The following is a 16143-nucleotide window of genomic DNA, read 5'->3' as shown; positions in this document are numbered from 1 at the left end:
GCAACGTTGATGCGCACTGACAGCGGCAACAGCGAGCTTGCCGGCGACCAGCGGCGCGTTCGGTCCACGGCCGCCCAGCGAGGCGCCATCGTCGCACCGCGGGAAGCGAGCGAGCCGATCACCGGGTCTCCCGCGCACACCCGGGCGCTGCGGCTGAGCGTGCTGCGCCCCGACCCGGGAGTGGTGGTCGTGCGGATGCGCGGGGAGATCGACCTGGCCGCCGTGCCGCGCCTGACCGAGCTGATCCGGCAACGGCTGACCGCGGCGGTGCTGCGGGCGATCGTGCTGGACCTCTCGGAGGTGACCTTCTTCAACACCGCCGGGCTGGACATGCTGCTGCATGCCCAGCGCCGCACCGAATGCAAGCAGATCCCGATGTTCGTGGTCCTGGGCACCGGCCCGGTGGCGCGGATGATGCGCCTGACCGGCCTGACCGACCGGTTCATCTCCCGCGAGACCACCGCCGAAGCCGTCACCGAACTCCGCCGCAGGTGCTGAACCAGCCCTCGCGGCTGAACCTGACCTTTCGGTTCGATCGTGCACGCGGCGTGGCCGAGTTCACGATGACCGCGCCGGGTTCCCGAGTAGGTTCGTCAGCATGGACGACGACGGGCCCAGCCGGACAGCGCTCGCGACCGCTTACGCCCGTGCTTTTCACCAGATCGCCGACCGGCCCCGCATCCTCACCGACCCGCTCGCGGCGCGTCTGCTCGGCGTGACCGCCGATGAGCTGGCCGAGCTGCCCGAGCCCACCGAGGATCGCCCCGGTAGCGGCGCGATCTACCGGCCGCGCCGCTTGTTCTTCGCCGCTCGCGCCCGCTTCGCCGAAGACCGGGTGGCCGCGGCCGTGGCTGCGGGCGTGCGGCAGGTCGTGATCCTCGGCGCCGGCCTGGACACCTTCGCCTACCGCAATCCGCACCCGGGCCTGCGCGTGTTCGAGGTGGACCACCCGGCCACCCAAGCGTGGAAACGCCAACGCCTCGCGGCGGCCGGCATCGACTGCCCCGGGACGTTGACCTTCGCGCCGGTCGACTTCGAAACCCAAGCGCTGGCAACGGAATTGGACGCCGCCGGATTCAGCCGGTCCGATGCGGCCGTGTTCGTGTGGCTCGGTGTGGTCTTCTACCTGACCCCGGAGACCGCTCGCGCCACCCTCGAATACATCGCCGGGCAGGCCCGTCCGGCCGAGGTGGTTTTCGATTACCTGCAGCCGGCAAGCACCGACGAGGACGGTGCGCAGCTGCGGGAGCGGGCGAATCGATCGGCCGCTGCCGGCGAACCCTGGTTCAGCTACTTCACACCCGGCGGCATCGCCGCGCAGTTGCATTCCCTCGGCCTCACCGACGTCCATGATCACTCCGCCGCAGAACTCATCACCGGTTACCTCGATGGCTCCGCGGAATTCGTGGGCGAACCGCCCCAGGCGCTGCGCGCCAGCCGCATACTGCGGGCGAGCCGCTGAGACTTCCCCAGCGGCACACCTGGGTTGGGCAGCGCGCTGGCCTTCGCATCGCCGCGGAGGCGCGAACGATTCCGCCGTGCTGCTTTCCGGTCGGCGCATCAGTGCAACGCACGACGCATCGCCACCCGCCGCTCCGCGGCGAGTCCGCGCCACGCCTCCTCCCGCGTCAGCTCGGCGAGACCGGCGGTGCACCGCGATGCGGGCAGCTCCCGGAATCCCAGCCGTGCGTAGTACGGCGCGTTCCACGGGACGTCGCCGAACGTCGTCAAGGTCAGCGCGGCTGCGCCTTGGGCGCGGGCTGCCTCGGCGACGTGCTCGATCAGCGCCGCGCCGATGCGCCGCCGCGCGTGCGCGGGGTGCACGCTGATCTGCTCGATGTGCACGGCGTCGTCGAGCGGCGCGGTCACCACGAACGCCACCGGTGCCGCGGCGGCGGCCACCCGCACATCGCCGCGGTGGTGTGCGGCCGTCAACCGGGGCAGCGGCAGCGGGTCGTCGTCGGCGACCCAGGCCATGCCGATCTCGCGGAAGCACTCCCCGGAAGCGATCTCGATACCCGGCAGCAGCGCCAGCTCGTCGGCGTGTGCCCGGCGGATGTCGATGTCCACGGAACCAGTGTGGAACCAGTGTCGCTGATCGCGCCGGGCAGGTCTTCAGGATTTCTCGCAGGCACCGCGAAGTTCGCGGTCACCCGCGGGAGCAGCTGGGCTCGCGCACCGGCGGTGGCGATCTTCGCTGCGCGTGCGGATACGGTGCTGCGGGAAACGACCGGCGCGGGTGTCCGCGCCAGCTTGGGAGGTGCCGTGAACCCGCCAGCATCCACCGGCGACCCCGCCGGCGAGGTCCGCATCGTCGCCATGGAGGGCCATCGGCCCGAGATCGCCGAGGACGCCTGGGCCGCGCCGGGCAGCACGCTGATCGGCCGCGTGCGGCTGCACGCCGGAGCGAACGTCTGGTACGGCGCGGTGCTGCGCGGTGACAACGAGGACATCACCGTCGGCGAGGGCAGCAACGTCCAGGACGGCTGCGTCGTGCACGCCGATCCGGGCTTTCCGGCCACGGTCGGTGCGGGCGTGACGGTCGGGCATCGCGCGGTGCTGCACGGCTGCACGGTCGGTGATCACAGCCTGGTCGGCATGGGTTCGGTGGTGCTCAACGGCGCCGTGATCGGCGAGAACAGCCTGATCGCGGCGGGTGCGGTGGTGCTGGAAGGCACCGAGGTTCCGCCGGGCTCGCTGGTGGCGGGCACGCCGGGCAAGGTGCGCCGGGAGCTGACCGATGACGAGAAGGCGGGGCTGCGCCTGTCGGCCGAGCACTACCTCGGCAACGCCGCGCGACATCGCGAGGCGCTGGACGGCTGACCGCGCCGGGCCTGTGCGGCAAGGCCCCGTGAAAACCGAAGTGCCGTGGCCCCGCTGCGGGGACCACGGCACATTCAGCAAGCCCGTTGTAATGGAGCCCGGGTCTTACTTGGGGTGGCGTCAGACCGTGCTCGCCGGCGCTCGAACCGCCGCAAGCGGTCGGTGGCCGGTCCGCGACCCGGTTTGTTGCGCCACGTTCAGTCGTTGTGGACTGACGAACAGAGCCTTCAGCTCTGACCGCGACGGGCGGCCGAGCTCATGCTCGCGGAGTGCGGGTGCCGCATCACGGTGCGGGCCCGACCCATCTCGCGATTCATGCCACCCAGCCAACGAACCAGACCTGCCATTTCGGCATCCCTTCACTACGTAGTGGTCCAGCCGCCACACCTGCCGATCCCCTTGCGGACCGGCGTGTCCAAGGGGTCAACGAGGTGTGCCACTTGGGTAATCGCCACTGGTCGGGGCGTTATTTCACCGACTACGTCACACCTCGATAACGAACACGGTCTGCGGTTTGATCCGGCGGCGAAACCACGGGTGAAACGATGCAATCTAGACAGCGGGTAGTTCCGTCATGACACTGGGTGCGCACCGACGGCGTCCCGGATTTCGCTGACCATCGACATGCCCGACTCCCGCGCGCAGTGCGCGCAGCAGAAGAACCGGCCGTTGACCTCCGCACCGTGTCCGAGGATCCGGCACCCGCAGTGCTCGCATTGCGGCGCCAACCGCTGCGCGGCGCACTCGAACGAGTCGAAGGTGTGCACCCCGCCGCCGACGGTGTGCACCTCGAAGCTCATCCAGTAGTCGTTGCCGCAGGTCTCGCAGGTCGCCATTGCTTCCTCCGCATGTCGTTCACCTCTGGGGAAGGCACCAGGATGCGGGCGCGACCATCCCCCGGCAACCCGGCGCAGAACGTCGTGACCTGCACTGACGGGCCGGTTGCGCGATCGGTGGATCCCGCGAGCACCGGCGCTGTGCGAGGCTGATCGACACTGCCGACCGGAGGGGATCGCATGTACGACGATCGCGCCGTGGTGCAACGACGCTTCGAGCGGGTGCTGGCCGAGCGGCTGCGCCCGGCGATCCACCGCCGTTCGGTGCCGCTGGATGTCGCGGTCTGGCACGTGCCGGGGGAGCCGGTGGCGGTCGAGGAGGCGTTGCGCGCCGATTACGCTCCCGCCGCGGTCGGCGAGCCGTGGGGGCCGCCGTGGAGCACGACGTGGTTCCGGTTGTCCGGCACCGTCCCGCAGGCCTGGGCCGGTGCCGCGGTCGAGGCGGTGGTCGACCTCGGTTTCGACATCGACCGGCCCGGTTTCCAGTGCGAAGGGCTCGTGCACACCGCCGAGGGCGTGCCGATCAAGGGTCTCAACCCGCGCAACGCCCACATCCCGCTGCGCGGCGAGCAGGCCGGGCACCGGCAGGTGTGGTTCGTCGAGGCCGCCGCGAACCCGCTGATCCTCGGCGATCACGACTTCCGCCCGACCGGGCTCGGTGATCCGCCGCCGTGGCTGGGCGGGCGCGCGGACGGTGCCGCGCTGTACCGGCTGGCGCGGGCGGACCTGGCGGTGCGCGACGAGGCGGTGGCCGGGCTGGTGGCCGATGCGGAAGTGCTCGATCAGCTCATGCGGCAGTTGCCCGCGGATTCCCCGCGGCGCGGCGAGATACTGCGCGCCTTGGAGCGGATGCTCGACCGGCTCGACCTGCACGACGTCGCCGCTACCGCACCGGCCGCGCGCGGCGAGCTCGCCGAGGTGCTGGCCCGGCCCGCGCACGCCAGCGCGCACGTGATCTCCGCGGTCGGGCACGCCCACATCGACTCGGCGTGGCTGTGGCCGTTGCGGGAAACGGTCCGCAAGATCGCCCGCACCGTCGCCAACGTCACCGACCTGATGCGCGAGCACCCGCAGTTGCGCTTCGCCATGTCGCAGGCCCAGCAGCTGGCGTGGCTGGAAACCCATCAGCCCGCGCTGTTCGAGCGGGTGCGCGAGCAGGTGCGGGCCGGACGGTTCGTGCCGGTCGGCGGCATGTGGGTGGAGTCGGACACCAACATGCCCGGTGGGGAGGCGCTGGCGCGGCAGTTCGCCCACGGCAAGCGGTTCTTCCTGGAGAAGTTCGGGGTGGAGACCGAGGAGGTGTGGCTGCCGGATTCGTTCGGCTACAGCGCGGCGCTGCCGCAGCTGGTGCGGCTGTCGGGCTCGCGGTGGTTTCTGACCCAGAAGATCTCCTGGAACCAGACCAACAAGTTCCCGCACCACACCTTCTGGTGGGAAGGCATCGACGGCACGCGGGTGTTCACCCACTTCCCGCCCGCCGACACCTACAACGCCGAGCTTTCCGGCGCCGAACTCGCCCACGCCAGCAGCAACTTCGCCGAGCACGGTTTCGCCACCCGCTCGCTGGTGCCGTTCGGGCACGGTGACGGCGGGGGCGGGCCGACCCGGGAGATGATCGAGCGCGCCTACCGCACCGCCGAGCTGGAAGGTTCCCCGAAGGTGCGGCTGGAATCCCCTGCGGAGTTCTTCACCGCCGCCGAAGCCGACCACCGCGGCCCCGCGGTGTGGTCCGGCGAGCTGTACCTGGAGCTGCACCGCGGCACCTACACCTCGCAGGCCCGCACCAAGCAGGGCAACCGGCGCTGCGAGCACCTGCTGCGCGAGGCCGAGCTGTGGTGCGCGACCGCGGCGATCCGCCTGGGCAGCGACTACCCGTACGAACGGCTCGACGAGTTGTGGAAGACGGTGCTGCTGCACCAGTTCCACGACATCCTGCCGGGCTCGTCGATCGCGTGGGTGCACCGCGAGGCCGAGGCGACCTATCAGCGGGTGATCGGCGAGCTGACCGAGCTGATCACCGCCGCACAGCGGGAACTGGCCGCGGGCGGCGGGGGAGAAGTGGTGTTCAACGCCGCCCCGCACGAACGCGACGGGGTGCCCGCGCTCGGCGCAGGCCCGGTCGACGGGCGCGCGGCCAGCACCGCCACCGAACGACCGGACGGGGCGCTGGTGCTGGACAACGGTCTGCTGCGGGTCACGCTCGACGAGCGCGGACTGCTGAGCTCGGTGCTGGACCTGGAGTCCGGCCGGGAGGCGCTGGCCGCGGGCGCGGCAGGCAACCTGCTGCAGCTGCACCCGGATCACCCCAATGCCTGGGACGCGTGGGACGTCGACGAGTTCTACCGGCACCGGGTTCGCGACCTCACCGAGACCGACCGCGTCGAACTCGACGGCACCACGGCAGTGGTGGCCCGCAGTTTCGGGGACTCCGCGGTGATCCAGCGGGTGAGCCTGCGCGCCCGCACCGTCGAGGTGGACACCGACGTGGACTGGCACGAATCCGAGAAGCTGCTCAAAGCGGCCTTCCCGCTGGACGTGCACGCCGATCGCTCGGCCGCCGAGACGCAGTTCGGGCACGTGCACCGGCCCACGCACGCCAACACCTCGTGGGACGCGGCGAAGTTCGAGATCTGCGCGCACCGGTGGCTGCACGTCGGCGAAACCGGCTACGGGCACGCCGTGGTCAACGACTCCACCTACGGCCACGAAGCCACCCGATCGACCGGGCCGGAGGCAGCCACGACGACCACGGTGCGGCTGTCACTGCTGCGGGCGCCGCGGTTCCCGGACCCGGAAACCGACCACGGACGGCATCGGCTGCGCTACGGGCTCGTGGTGGGCGCGGACATCGCCGAGGCGGTGCGGGAGGGATACCGCATCAACCTGCCCGCGCGGGCCGTGGCGGGCGGGAACAGCGTGCCACCGCTGGTGACGGTGGACTCCGCGGCAGTGGTGATCGAATCGGTGAAGCTGGCCGATGACCGCTCCGGCGACGTGCTGGTGCGGATGTACGAGTCCCTGGGCGGGCGCGCGGCGGCCACGGTGCGCCCGTCGTTCCCGGTGGCCTCGGCAACGCGCACCGACCTGCTGGAACGACCGCTGCAGGACGCCGGCCCGGAAGACCTGCGGTCCGGCCCGCTGCGGCTGCGGCCGTTCGAGATCGTCACCGTGCGGCTCACCCCGGCCGCCGACCGGCGAGAACGCTAGCCGCGCACGAGCACCCCGTGCTGCACGACGGTGCGGATGTTGTCCGGGTCGGCCAGCACCCCGATGTCGGCCAATGGGTCACCGTCGAGCACCACCAGATCGGCCAGCGCTCCCGCGCGCAGCGTCCCGAGCCGCCCGGTCATGCCGATCAGCTCGGCGGCGGTGCTGGTGGCCGAACGGATGATCTCCAGCGGCGGCTGGACCTCGCCGCGAATCCGGAATTCCTGGTTCTGGTGCCGGTGCATCCCGCCGAGCAGATCGGTCCCGTAGGCGATCCGCACGCCACCGCGGTGCGCCAGCTCCAGCGCCGCCAGACCGGCGTCGAGGACCTCGTCGACTTTCCGCCAGCTCTGCTGCGGCAGGCCGAAATCGCGGCCTTCGGCCTGCAACGCCCAGTAGGTCACCAGGGTCGGCACCAGGAACGCCTCGTGCTCGAGGAATTCGGCGATGTTGTCCGCACCGATGAGGTTGCCGTGCTCGATGGAACGGATGCCCGCTTGCAGGGCGCGGCTGACCGACCGGTCGGTGTAGGCGTGCGCTGCGACGTAGCGGTTCGCGGCCGCGGCTTCCTCGGCGATGGCGCGCAGCTCGCCGGTCGAATACTGGGTGGAGTCGATGCGGTCGGTCGGCGAGGCCACTCCGCCGCCCGCCATCACTTTGATGTGGTGCGCGCCCTTGCGCAGCTCGTCGCGGGCCGCGGCGCGCACCGCGTCCACGCCGTCGGCGATCCGCCCGAGCCCGGCGCAGCACGAGTGCCCGTCGTGCACCCGGGTGCCGCGCGGGCGGGTGTCGCCGTGCCCGCCGGTCTGGCTCAGCGCCTTGCCGCAGAACATCAGCCGCGGCCCGCGGACCAGACCTTCTGCCTGCGCATCGGCCAGCCCGAAATCGGCGCCCGAAGCGTCCCGGACGGTGGTGAAGCCGCGGTCGAGCATCCGCCCCATGATCTGCGCGGCGTGCGCGGCGGCGTAGGACGGCGACCATGACGGCAGCGCACCGAGATCGGCGGTGGCGGCGGTGACGTGCACGTGTGCGTCGATCAGCCCGGGCAGGACGGTCGCGCCGGCCAGGTCCACGACCCGCGCGCCCTCCGGCGCGGTCAGGGCGCGGCCGGTTTCGGCGATGCGGCCGTCCGCGCACAGCAGGTCGCCTTCGGTGTAGTCGCCGGATTCGACGTCGAGCAGGTTGCCGCAGCGCAGGAGCAGGTCGGTCACGGGTTCGCATCCCTCCGGAGGTCTCGAGATGCCGGGGGAGTCCGGCCCGGTGCGTCCGCATCGTGGTGCGACGCCGTCCGACCATGCCCGATCGCGCCCTGCCGCGTCCAAGCAGCCGCATAGCTGATCGGGCAGCGCCGCGAGAACGGAATGCGCAATTCCGCCTTTCCGGCTTTTCGCGGTCGCCCCGGTTTCACCCCGAAGAGCTATTGTCGCGGTCCGATTCCGGAATGAATGATGGGTCCCGTTCTTGGGGGGCGCTGAAACACCTGGGGATGCGGTTCAAGGACACCCACTACGGATTCGTCCGCGACGACCTGCTCTCGGATCGGGGGAGCTACACCCTCTGCTGAGGCGCTGGAACGCACCGCGCGGTGCCGTCCGGGCCGACTCGCCCGGGCGGCACCGCCGCGTGCGATCACTGCAACAACCGCAGCCACGTCGCCTCATCGAGCACTCCATCGGCCGGGAGCTCGTGCGCGGCCTGCACATCCCGCACCGTTGCGCGCGTGCGAGCACCGAACCGCGTTTCCTGCCCGGTGTGGTGACCTTGCGCGGTCAGCAGCACCTGCGCGGCACGCACCGCCTGCCCGGAACTGTCGACCGCCAACACCGGCGCCAGCGCCGCCCAAGCCGTGCCACCGAACACACCGTGCTCGGCCACACGGGTGCCCGAGCACGCAGCACCGGTCAAACCGCGGTCGCGCAGGAACCGCGCGGCGGCCTGCTGAGTCGCAGCGCCGAACACCCCGTCCACCGGAACGTCCCCGGCACCGCGGGCGCGCAGCAGCAGTTGCGCGGCGGTGACTCGCGGCCCGGCCGCGCCAGGTTGCAGCAACGGCCACACCAGCGGCGCCACCGCGGGACGCCCCGTGCGCGCGGCCACGGCGCTGCGCAGCTCGGGCAGTTTGGCGTAGAGCTCGTCACCGGGGCAGTCGGTGGACATGAAGTCCCGGTGCCCGTAGATCTCACCGGCCTCGATGCCGTACTGCGCGACCATGTAGGCGCACAGCTCGGTCAACGATTCGAACAACGCACCCGGCACCGACGCGCTGGTGTAGGTGCCCTCGTTCTCGATGCCCAGCGCCACCGAATTCTGCTCACCGGCGTGCGCACCCACCACGTGCTGATCACCGGCCTGCAGCGCCGCGAGGCTCTTGTGCCTGCCCTCGAGCCGATGACCGCCGCGGGTGTTGGTGAAGTTCTGCCCGGTGTCGCTCCACCCGTTGGAATCCATGTGGAAGTCCTGGATCTGGCGGGCCAGCTCGAAAGCGTGCGACTGCGAGGTGTCGGAACTGTTGGCGGTCGCGGTGTGATGCACGATGATCTTGTTCGGCTTGCTGTCGAGGACCTCGATGCTCCCGTCGGCGGAGCGGGCGTCCCAATCCGACGTTCCCGAGATCGACGGAGCCGCCACCGGCAACCCCGCCCCAGCAGCAGGCGGCTCGTTAGCGGACAGCGCGGTAGCGGGCAGGGCAGTGCTAGCGGTAACGGCCAACGTCCCGGTCAGCAGGGTGCGCCGGGGCACAGCGGGGATGCGTGGCATGGTGTTCCCTCCCAGTGGACGCCGCGATCGGCGAAGATCGCGGCTGAACCTAGGAAGCAGAGCCTGCCCGCCAGAACCCCGCCCACGTGAATTCCTGGCTAAAACCCGCCAGCTCCAAATTGCGACATCACCGGGGAAGCACCTGCGGAGGAACCCATGCTCATCGCGATCACCGGAGCGAACGGAGTGGTGGGCCGCGCGGTCACCCGCGAACTCGCCCACGCCGGCCACCACGTGCGCGCCATCGACAAAACCCCCGGCACCGCCACCGTGCTCGCCGACGCCTGCGACCACGACGACCTGTCCGCGGCCGTGGACGGCGCCGACGCCATCGTGCACCTGGCCGGCCTGCGCTCCCCGCACGTCGCCGACCCGGCCACCGTGCACCACACCAACGTCGTGGCCAGCTACAACGCCCTGACCGTCGCGGCCGAACACGGCATCACCAAGATCTGCACCGCCTCCAGCATCAACGCCGTCGGTGGCGCCTACAGCCGCCGCGCCCACTACGACTACTTCCCGGTCGACGAGCGGCACCCGACCTACAACGAAGACCCCTACAGCCTGTCGAAATGGATCGCCGAAGCCCAAGCCGACAGCCTCGCCCGCCGCCACCCCGAACTGAGCATCGCCAGCCTGCGCCTGCACGGCGTGACCACCGACCGCCGCAGCGCCATCGCCGACCGCCCCGGCCCCGACGTGGTCATCAACCACCTCTGGGGCTACGTGCGCGGCGACGCCGTCGGACAAGCCGTCCTGGCCGCACTGCACCCCGACTGGCACGGCCACGAGATCATCAACATCGTCGCCGCCGACACCATCTCCGAAACACCCTCGGCACAACTGGCCGCCCAGCACTGGCCACACGTACCGCTGCGCACCGACCTGCCCGGCAACCGCGGCTTCTACGACTGCCGCAAAGCCCACCGGCTGCTCGGCTGGACCCACCCCGAACCGTGAACCCGAACCGTGCGCACCGCGTCACGAACCGACCACACAGCGGTCCCAGCCAGGACAGGCCGCAACACCGCGGCACCGGCGAAAAGCACCGTGGCGGGGGGCAGGATGAACCGCTTCGCCGAATTCCTCCGGCGACAGATCAACATCGATCTGGAACTGCTGCGCTGGAAGCGGGAACACGAGGAATCCGGAACCGCGAAACGCTGCGATCTCAGCGTCCACCGCGGCTTCCGCGAATGCGAACTCAAAACCCGCCTGCTGCGGGTGCACCAGCAATGCGGCTCCGGCGACGGACCTTGCGACGAACTCGGACAGGTCTATCCCCCCGAAGACGAACGCGGCTGCGCCACCCGCGCCCTGCTCGGCCTGCCCTACGCCGACCGCCCCGGATACCGCCCCCGCTGGCGCCCGTGAACCGCACTCACGCCACCAACCGCCACCCGCGCAAACTCAGCAACAACGCCGCCAACACCCCGGTGAGCAGGAAACCCGCCACCTCACCGAGCAACATGCACAACACCGCGAGCACCGCCGAAGCGACCCCCAGCACCAGCCGAACCCGCGACCGCCCAGGCAGCTCCGCCTGCCGCAACCGATCCGCGAATTCGGGGTCCTGCATGCTCAACCCCTTCTCGATCTGCTCGATGCGGCGACGCTCGTCCCTGGGCAGCATCGCTTACCTCCTCACCTCGTTTCGGCCGCACCACGGCTACCCGGCCGCCGCAGATCCCTACACCGCAAAAACCACTCGCGCCGCCGGATAGCGTGCAGCCATGAGCGACGAATCCGTGCTCGTCAACTTCGTCTACTGCCACCCGGTCGGCCACGCCGTCGAAGCACTCCAGTACTGCCTCGGCTACCGCCGGGCCGACCCGCAACGCCGCATCGGCCTCGTACTCAGCGCCGACACCGCCGTCGACCTCGCACACCGGTGCAGCCACATCGACGAGCTGTACACAGTGGACCTCGACGTGTTCACCCCACCCGCAGCCGGAATCGCCGCACACATCCCGCGCGACTGGGACTGGGTCATCGACGACCCCCGCGGACACCAAACCTGGCAGCACGAACTGTTCCCCGGCCTGCGCGAGTACTACCGGCAAAGCAGCGAGCACTTCCGCGCCCGCAACGCGCACACCGTCATCGGCGCACCACAACCGGCCTACCAACCCGGAAACCGGCTGCACCTCAACCCGTCCGCCGACGCGCACGACTGGGCCCGCCACCAACTCCCCGAAATCGACGAACCCACCATCGCCGTACTGCCCGGCGGCAGCGCCCAACGCTGGCGCTACCCAACGACGACCGCATGGCGACGCATCCTGCGCACCCTCACCGACAGGTGGCCACACGCCCGCATCTGCCTACTGGGCAAACACACCGAAGACGGCCGCAGCACCACCGGATTCAGCACCGCCGAATACGACGCCCTCGCCGCCGAAGCACCCAGCACCACCTGGGCCGTCGACGTCGGACTCGACCGGCAACTGGCCGCACTGCAACGCTGCGACCTACTGCTGTCGCCGCACACCGGATTCGGATTCGCCGCCATGGCCGCCGGAACACCCTGGCTCGTCCTGGCAGGCAACGACTGGGCCGAGTACTACTTCAACCCCGGCGTCCCGTTCTACTCCGTACTACCCGACATCGACCGCTACCCCTGCTACCTCATGCTCGGCAACCAGCCCGACCCCGTCGACGACGAAGGACCCCGCGCACCGTCGATGTGCGCCGACCGCATCACCGAAGACCTACCCGAACTGCTCCGCGGCGCCGAATGGCTCTGCAGCGGCCACGCCGACTTCGACACCGCCATGCGCCACCACGTCACCCGCGCCGCCGAACTGTTCGGACACCGCCACGAACTCATGTTCTCCGTCGACGACCTGCACGCGCCCTACCTGCCCTGAACACCCACCGCACACAAAAGGGGCCGCGTCCCCGCAAGGACGCGGCCCCTCCTGGAGCGAAAACCGCGAACTCAGACCAAACCGAGACCGCGCACCGTCTCGCGCTCCTCGGACAGCTCCGCCACCGAAGCGTCGATCCGCTCGCGGGAGAACTCGTCGATCTCCAAGCCCTGCACGATCTCGAACCGGCCACCCCGCGCGGTCACCGGGAACGACGAGATCAACCCCTCCGGCACGCCATAAGACCCGTCGGAGACCACACCCGCCGACGTCCAGTCACCCTCGGCGGTCCCGTTGACCCACGTGTGCACGTGATCGATCGCCGCGTTCGCCGCCGACGCCGCCGACGACGCACCCCGCGCCTCGATGATCGCCGCACCCCGCTTGGCCACCGTCGGAATGAACTCGTCCGCCAACCACGCGCGCTCCACCTGCTCAGCGGCGATCTTGCCGCCCACCTCGGCGTGGAACAGATCCGGGTACTGCGTCGCGGAGTGGTTGCCCCACACCGCCAGCCTGCGAATGTCGGTCACCGACGTGCCCAGCTTCTTCGCCAGCTGCGTCAACGCCCGGTTGTGATCCAGCCGCATCATCGCCGTGAACCGCTCGGCGGGCACGTCCGGCGCGTGCGACTGCGCGATCAGCGCATTGGTGTTGGCCGGGTTGCCCACCACCAGCACCTTCACGTCATCAGCGGCACCCGCGTTGATCGCCTCGCCCTGCGGCTTGAAGATGCCGCCGTTGGCCTCCAGCAGGTCACCGCGCTCCATGCCCTTCGTGCGCGGCCGCGCACCGACCAGCAGGCCCACGTTCGTGCCCTGGAACGCGGCCTTGGCGTCATCGAAGACGTCCACGCTCTGCAGCAGCGGGAACGCGCAGTCGTCGAGTTCCATCGCGGTGCCCTCGGCGGCCTGCACCGCCTGCGGGATCTCCAGCAAGCGCAGCTTGATCGGGGTGTCGGACCCGATGAGCTGCCCCGAAGCAATCCGGAACAGCAGCGCGTAGCCGATCTGGCCAGCGGCACCGGTGACGGTGACGGTGACGGGCGCGTTGGTCATAGGAGGTGTCTTTCCTGCTCGCCGGACGATTACCGACCGCGATGCTATCCGCCCGGCGAACCACCGCACGCGAGGCCGCCACGGATCACAACCCGCACCCCGCCGGACCGATTCAGCCCCGCCGACGAGAACACCGCGCTCACGAACCGTCCAGCGCGAACCGCCACACCACCAACGCCGGCACACCACGATTCGCGGCCTGCACCGCCTCCGGCACCATCGCGGCCAACGACCACGGCCACGTCTCCCACGGCCCAGGACCGGCGCTCGCCACCCCGCCGGCGCTCGTCCACCGCGGCTCCTCGCACCCGCGCAGCTCGAACCCGCTCCCGCGCACGCGCCAACATCTCCGGCGAGTCATCCACCCCGAGCACCCGATGCCCCGCCCCGTGCAAGAACTCCGCGTGCCGACCGGTACCGCACGCCGCGTCCAGCACGGTCCCCACCGGCAGATCATCGAAGACGCGCCGCACCACCGGCTCTTCAAGGTCGATCAACGCATTGCCCGGCTCGTCATACGCCGACGCCCACGCCGCATACCCGGCGACCGCATCGACCTGATCCACCACGGTCGCCGCACCCACCAACGACTCGTCGTCGAGAAGGCGGCGCAGAACAGACCCGCGCCATCGAATTTCGACGGTGCCGGGCAACGACGAAAAACGGCTACTGCGGACGAGCCGACGCGCTCTACCTTGAACCTCCATCGCAACAGCGCACCCGATCCGGGAAGGAAGCGACGATGCCCGACACGCTGCAAGAACGCTCCGGTGCCCAGGTACTCGTCTGCGACCCGAGCGGACCGCCCGTGACCACCGAACAAGACGCACTCGACCTCATCAGCGCGACCTACTTCGGCGGCGACACCGTGGCCGTACCCGCCCAGCGCCTCGACGAACGCTTCTTCACCCTGGAAACCGGCCTCGCCGGCGCCATCATGCAGAAGTTCACCAGCTACGGAGTGCGCCTGGCGATCATCGGCGACATCACACCGCACCTGGCGGCCAGCTCCGCCCTGCGCGCCCTCGTCCGCGAATCCAACCGCGCCAGGCACGTGTGGTTCCTCCCGGACCTGGACGCGCTCGACGAGCGCCTGCAGGCGAGCCGCTGAAACCGTCCCGGCCAGGGGAGTGCGGCCCGCTTCCGGCGAAAACGCCTTCGCCCAACTCAACCGTGGAAGTCCACTTCGGACAGATCGAACCCGCAGCGACCGAAACCGCCCCGGATCCAGCAAAGCGCCCGCGGACTCGAGCAAGCCCGCAGCCGACCCGCCCGCGGCGACTCAACGCTCCCGCCCCGCCAAATACGCCGCGCCCTGCTCGGACAACCGATACGACTGCCCCGAGCGCAGCACCAAACCGAGCTCCGCCAACCGCCACGCCTGCGACTTCACCCGCGACACCGGACGCCCCGCCTCCCGCGCCAACTCCGCGGCCCGCACCCCAGGACGATCCCGCACCGACTCCAGCAGCCACCGCGTCCACGGCCCACGCGCCGAATCCACGTCCCAACTCGCCAACTGCCGGTCGATCCGCACCCGTTCCCGCTGCTGCACACGCCCACGCTAACCCCGCCCGCAGCGCCCGAGGACGGCCATCACCGCTCGGCGCCACGACGCACCGAGGCCGCGGAATGCGGCCAAGAACCGAGCAGCCTGCAACGCGGTCACACCTCCGCCGCCCTGCCGACCTCGATCCACGCGGCGAACACCCTTTCACCGCAAGGGGAGCAAGAGTCCACTCGGACCGCGCGCAGCGAAAGAAGCAAGCCACCGATCGACACCGTTGATCACGACACGCCACCGGCAAGGCAACGACCCGGCGCACCGAATACCCCGCACCGCCCGATCACGCCACAATCGGGACATGCTGCAGGCTTGCCTCAACGGCGCCCGATCCCCGCGCGAGCACCACCACCTGCCGGTGCGCCCCGAACAACTCGCCACCGCCGCCGCGGCCGCCGTCGGCGCCGGCGCCACCGACCTGCACCTGCATCCCAAACACCCGGACGGCACCGACACCCTCGAACCGCACATCGTGGCTGCAGCCCTGCGCGCCGTCCGCGCCGCCGTGCCCGGCACACCGCTGGGCGTGCCCACCGGTGCCTGGACCGCGCCGGATCCGCAGGACCGCATCACCGCCATCAACGGCTGGACCTTGCTGCCCGACCACGCCTCGGTCAACTGGCACGAAACCGGAGCCGACGACATCGCCCGCGCCCTGCTCGACCGCGGAATCGCCGTCGAAGCGGGCATCTTCTCCGGCACCGACGCACACGAGAACTTCAACCGCTCACCACTGCGCGATCGCGTGCTGCGCGTGCTGGCCATCGTCACCGACCCCACCCACCGCGGCGCCCGCACCACCGCCACCGCACTGCTCGAACGCATCGGAGACCCGCCGGCACCGGTCCTGCTGCACGGCTCGGCGGCGGGAACCTGGCCCGTGCTCAACCTCGCCCTGGAGCGCGGCCTCGACACCCGCATCGGACTCGAGGACACGCTCCAACTGCCCGACGGCGAGATCACCTCCGACAACGCAGGCCTCGTCACCGCCGCCATCGCACTGCGCGAGGCGAGCCGCGGCTGAGCCA

The 16143-nt window shown here is 70.5% G+C and carries 17 protein-coding genes; 9 read left to right on the top strand and 8 right to left on the bottom strand.

Going from position 1 to position 16143, the window contains the following annotated elements:
* The first annotated feature begins 9 nt into the window (after positions 1-9).
* Positions 10-498: an STAS domain-containing protein gene (locus INP57_RS23525; protein WP_200072498.1), complete on the top strand. Its 489-nt coding sequence runs from the start codon at positions 10-12 to the stop codon at positions 496-498.
* A 100-nt stretch (positions 499-598) separates the two neighbouring features.
* Positions 599-1462, top strand: coding sequence for a class I SAM-dependent methyltransferase (locus INP57_RS23520; RefSeq protein WP_200072497.1), 864 nt, complete (start codon positions 599-601; stop codon positions 1460-1462).
* Positions 1463-1560: 98 nt separating this feature from the next.
* On the opposite strand, the gene INP57_RS23515 is transcribed toward INP57_RS23520, so the two are convergent.
* Positions 1561-2070, bottom strand: coding sequence for a GNAT family N-acetyltransferase (locus INP57_RS23515; protein ID WP_307850240.1), 510 nt, complete (start codon positions 2068-2070; stop codon positions 1561-1563).
* Between the two features lie 249 nt (positions 2071-2319).
* Here INP57_RS23515 and INP57_RS23510 point away from each other — a divergent pair, with 249 nt between their 5' ends.
* Positions 2320-2823, top strand: a complete 504-nt coding sequence (locus INP57_RS23510; protein ID WP_200072612.1) for a gamma carbonic anhydrase family protein — start codon at positions 2320-2322, stop codon at positions 2821-2823.
* Between the two features lie 572 nt (positions 2824-3395).
* Here INP57_RS23510 and INP57_RS23505 read toward each other — a convergent pair.
* Positions 3396-3659 (bottom strand): metallothionein, encoded by a 264-nt coding sequence (locus INP57_RS23505; RefSeq protein WP_200072496.1) that lies wholly within the window; start codon positions 3657-3659, stop codon positions 3396-3398.
* Between the two features lie 180 nt (positions 3660-3839).
* Here INP57_RS23505 and INP57_RS23500 point away from each other — a divergent pair, with 180 nt between their 5' ends.
* Complete coding sequence (locus INP57_RS23500; RefSeq protein ID WP_200072495.1) at positions 3840-6866, top strand: glycoside hydrolase family 38 N-terminal domain-containing protein; 3027 nt, start codon at positions 3840-3842, stop codon at positions 6864-6866.
* Here INP57_RS23500 and INP57_RS23495 read toward each other — a convergent pair.
* Together INP57_RS23495 and INP57_RS23490 are read right to left on the bottom strand one after the other, a co-directional pair.
* Positions 6863-8077: a metal-dependent hydrolase family protein gene (locus INP57_RS23495; protein ID WP_200072494.1), complete on the bottom strand. Its 1215-nt coding sequence runs from the start codon at positions 8075-8077 to the stop codon at positions 6863-6865. The genes INP57_RS23500 and INP57_RS23495 overlap by 4 nt on opposite strands.
* Positions 8078-8495: 418 nt before the next feature.
* Positions 8496-9623, bottom strand: a complete 1128-nt coding sequence (locus tag INP57_RS23490) for a peptidoglycan recognition protein family protein (RefSeq protein ID WP_200072493.1) — start codon at positions 9621-9623, stop codon at positions 8496-8498.
* A 156-nt stretch (positions 9624-9779) separates the two neighbouring features.
* Between INP57_RS23490 and INP57_RS23485 the strand changes: the two genes are divergently transcribed.
* Together INP57_RS23485 and INP57_RS23480 are read left to right on the top strand one after the other, a co-directional pair.
* Complete coding sequence (locus INP57_RS23485) at positions 9780-10583, top strand: NAD-dependent epimerase/dehydratase family protein (RefSeq protein WP_233628145.1); 804 nt, start codon at positions 9780-9782, stop codon at positions 10581-10583.
* 105 nt (positions 10584-10688) lie between these two features.
* On the top strand, positions 10689-10997 hold the full coding sequence (locus INP57_RS23480) for a DUF6221 family protein (protein WP_200072492.1): 309 nt from the start codon (positions 10689-10691) through the stop codon (positions 10995-10997).
* A gap of 7 nt (positions 10998-11004) precedes the next feature.
* Here INP57_RS23480 and INP57_RS23475 read toward each other — a convergent pair whose 3' ends face one another.
* Positions 11005-11256, bottom strand: a complete 252-nt coding sequence (locus INP57_RS23475) for a DUF3040 domain-containing protein (protein ID WP_200072491.1) — start codon at positions 11254-11256, stop codon at positions 11005-11007.
* Positions 11257-11356: 100 nt separating this feature from the next.
* Here INP57_RS23475 and INP57_RS23470 point away from each other — a divergent pair, with 100 nt between their 5' ends.
* Positions 11357-12493 (top strand): glycosyltransferase family 9 protein, encoded by a 1137-nt coding sequence (locus tag INP57_RS23470; protein ID WP_200072490.1) that lies wholly within the window; start codon positions 11357-11359, stop codon positions 12491-12493.
* Positions 12494-12564: 71 nt separating this feature from the next.
* On the opposite strand, the gene INP57_RS23465 is transcribed toward INP57_RS23470, so the two are convergent.
* Entirely contained in the window at positions 12565-13551 is a 987-nt protein-coding gene (locus tag INP57_RS23465; protein WP_200072489.1) for a malate dehydrogenase, read from the bottom strand.
* A 44-nt stretch (positions 13552-13595) separates the two neighbouring features.
* Entirely contained in the window at positions 13596-14258 is a 663-nt protein-coding gene (locus INP57_RS23460; RefSeq protein WP_233628144.1) for a methyltransferase domain-containing protein, read from the bottom strand.
* A gap of 35 nt (positions 14259-14293) precedes the next feature.
* On the opposite strand from INP57_RS23460, the gene INP57_RS23455 reads away from it, so the two are divergent.
* Entirely contained in the window at positions 14294-14662 is a 369-nt protein-coding gene (locus tag INP57_RS23455) for a DUF4180 domain-containing protein (protein WP_200072488.1), read from the top strand.
* A gap of 171 nt (positions 14663-14833) precedes the next feature.
* Here the strand turns inward: INP57_RS23455 and INP57_RS23450 are convergent, their stop codons facing one another.
* Positions 14834-15106: a hypothetical protein gene (locus INP57_RS23450; RefSeq protein WP_200072487.1), complete on the bottom strand. Its 273-nt coding sequence runs from the start codon at positions 15104-15106 to the stop codon at positions 14834-14836.
* A gap of 310 nt (positions 15107-15416) precedes the next feature.
* On the opposite strand from INP57_RS23450, the gene INP57_RS23445 reads away from it, so the two are divergent.
* Positions 15417-16139, top strand: coding sequence for a 3-keto-5-aminohexanoate cleavage protein (locus INP57_RS23445; RefSeq protein WP_200072486.1), 723 nt, complete (start codon positions 15417-15419; stop codon positions 16137-16139).
* The last annotated feature ends 4 nt before the right edge of the window (positions 16140-16143 follow it).

The organism is Saccharopolyspora galaxeae, from assembly GCF_016526145.1.
Lineage (GTDB): Bacteria > Actinomycetota > Actinomycetes > Mycobacteriales > Pseudonocardiaceae > Saccharopolyspora_C > Saccharopolyspora_C galaxeae.
The sequence above is the reverse complement of the archived record's forward strand: the minus strand, read 5'-3'. Positions and strand labels throughout refer to the sequence as shown.

Excerpts from the sequence above, each read along its gene's own strand:
- INP57_RS23525 (WP_200072498.1), top strand. The coding sequence starts at position 10 with ATGCGCACTGACAGCGGCAACAGCGAGCTTGCCGGCGACCAGCGGCGC.
- INP57_RS23520 (WP_200072497.1), top strand. The coding sequence starts at position 599 with ATGGACGACGACGGGCCCAGCCGGACAGCGCTCGCGACCGCTTACGCC.
- INP57_RS23510 (WP_200072612.1), top strand. The coding sequence starts at position 2,320 with ATGGAGGGCCATCGGCCCGAGATCGCCGAGGACGCCTGGGCCGCGCCG.
- INP57_RS23505 (WP_200072496.1), bottom strand. The coding sequence starts at position 3,659 with ATGGCGACCTGCGAGACCTGCGGCAACGACTACTGGATGAGCTTCGAG.
- INP57_RS23500 (WP_200072495.1), top strand. The coding sequence starts at position 3,840 with ATGTACGACGATCGCGCCGTGGTGCAACGACGCTTCGAGCGGGTGCTG.
- INP57_RS23490 (WP_200072493.1), bottom strand. The coding sequence starts at position 9,623 with ATGCCACGCATCCCCGCTGTGCCCCGGCGCACCCTGCTGACCGGGACG.
- INP57_RS23485 (WP_233628145.1), top strand. The coding sequence starts at position 9,780 with ATGCTCATCGCGATCACCGGAGCGAACGGAGTGGTGGGCCGCGCGGTC.
- INP57_RS23480 (WP_200072492.1), top strand. The coding sequence starts at position 10,689 with ATGAACCGCTTCGCCGAATTCCTCCGGCGACAGATCAACATCGATCTG.
- INP57_RS23475 (WP_200072491.1), bottom strand. The coding sequence starts at position 11,256 with ATGCTGCCCAGGGACGAGCGTCGCCGCATCGAGCAGATCGAGAAGGGG.
- INP57_RS23470 (WP_200072490.1), top strand. The coding sequence starts at position 11,357 with ATGAGCGACGAATCCGTGCTCGTCAACTTCGTCTACTGCCACCCGGTC.
- INP57_RS23465 (WP_200072489.1), bottom strand. The coding sequence starts at position 13,551 with ATGACCAACGCGCCCGTCACCGTCACCGTCACCGGTGCCGCTGGCCAG.
- INP57_RS23460 (WP_233628144.1), bottom strand. The coding sequence starts at position 14,258 with ATGGAGGTTCAAGGTAGAGCGCGTCGGCTCGTCCGCAGTAGCCGTTTT.
- INP57_RS23455 (WP_200072488.1), top strand. The coding sequence starts at position 14,294 with ATGCCCGACACGCTGCAAGAACGCTCCGGTGCCCAGGTACTCGTCTGC.
- INP57_RS23445 (WP_200072486.1), top strand. The coding sequence starts at position 15,417 with ATGCTGCAGGCTTGCCTCAACGGCGCCCGATCCCCGCGCGAGCACCAC.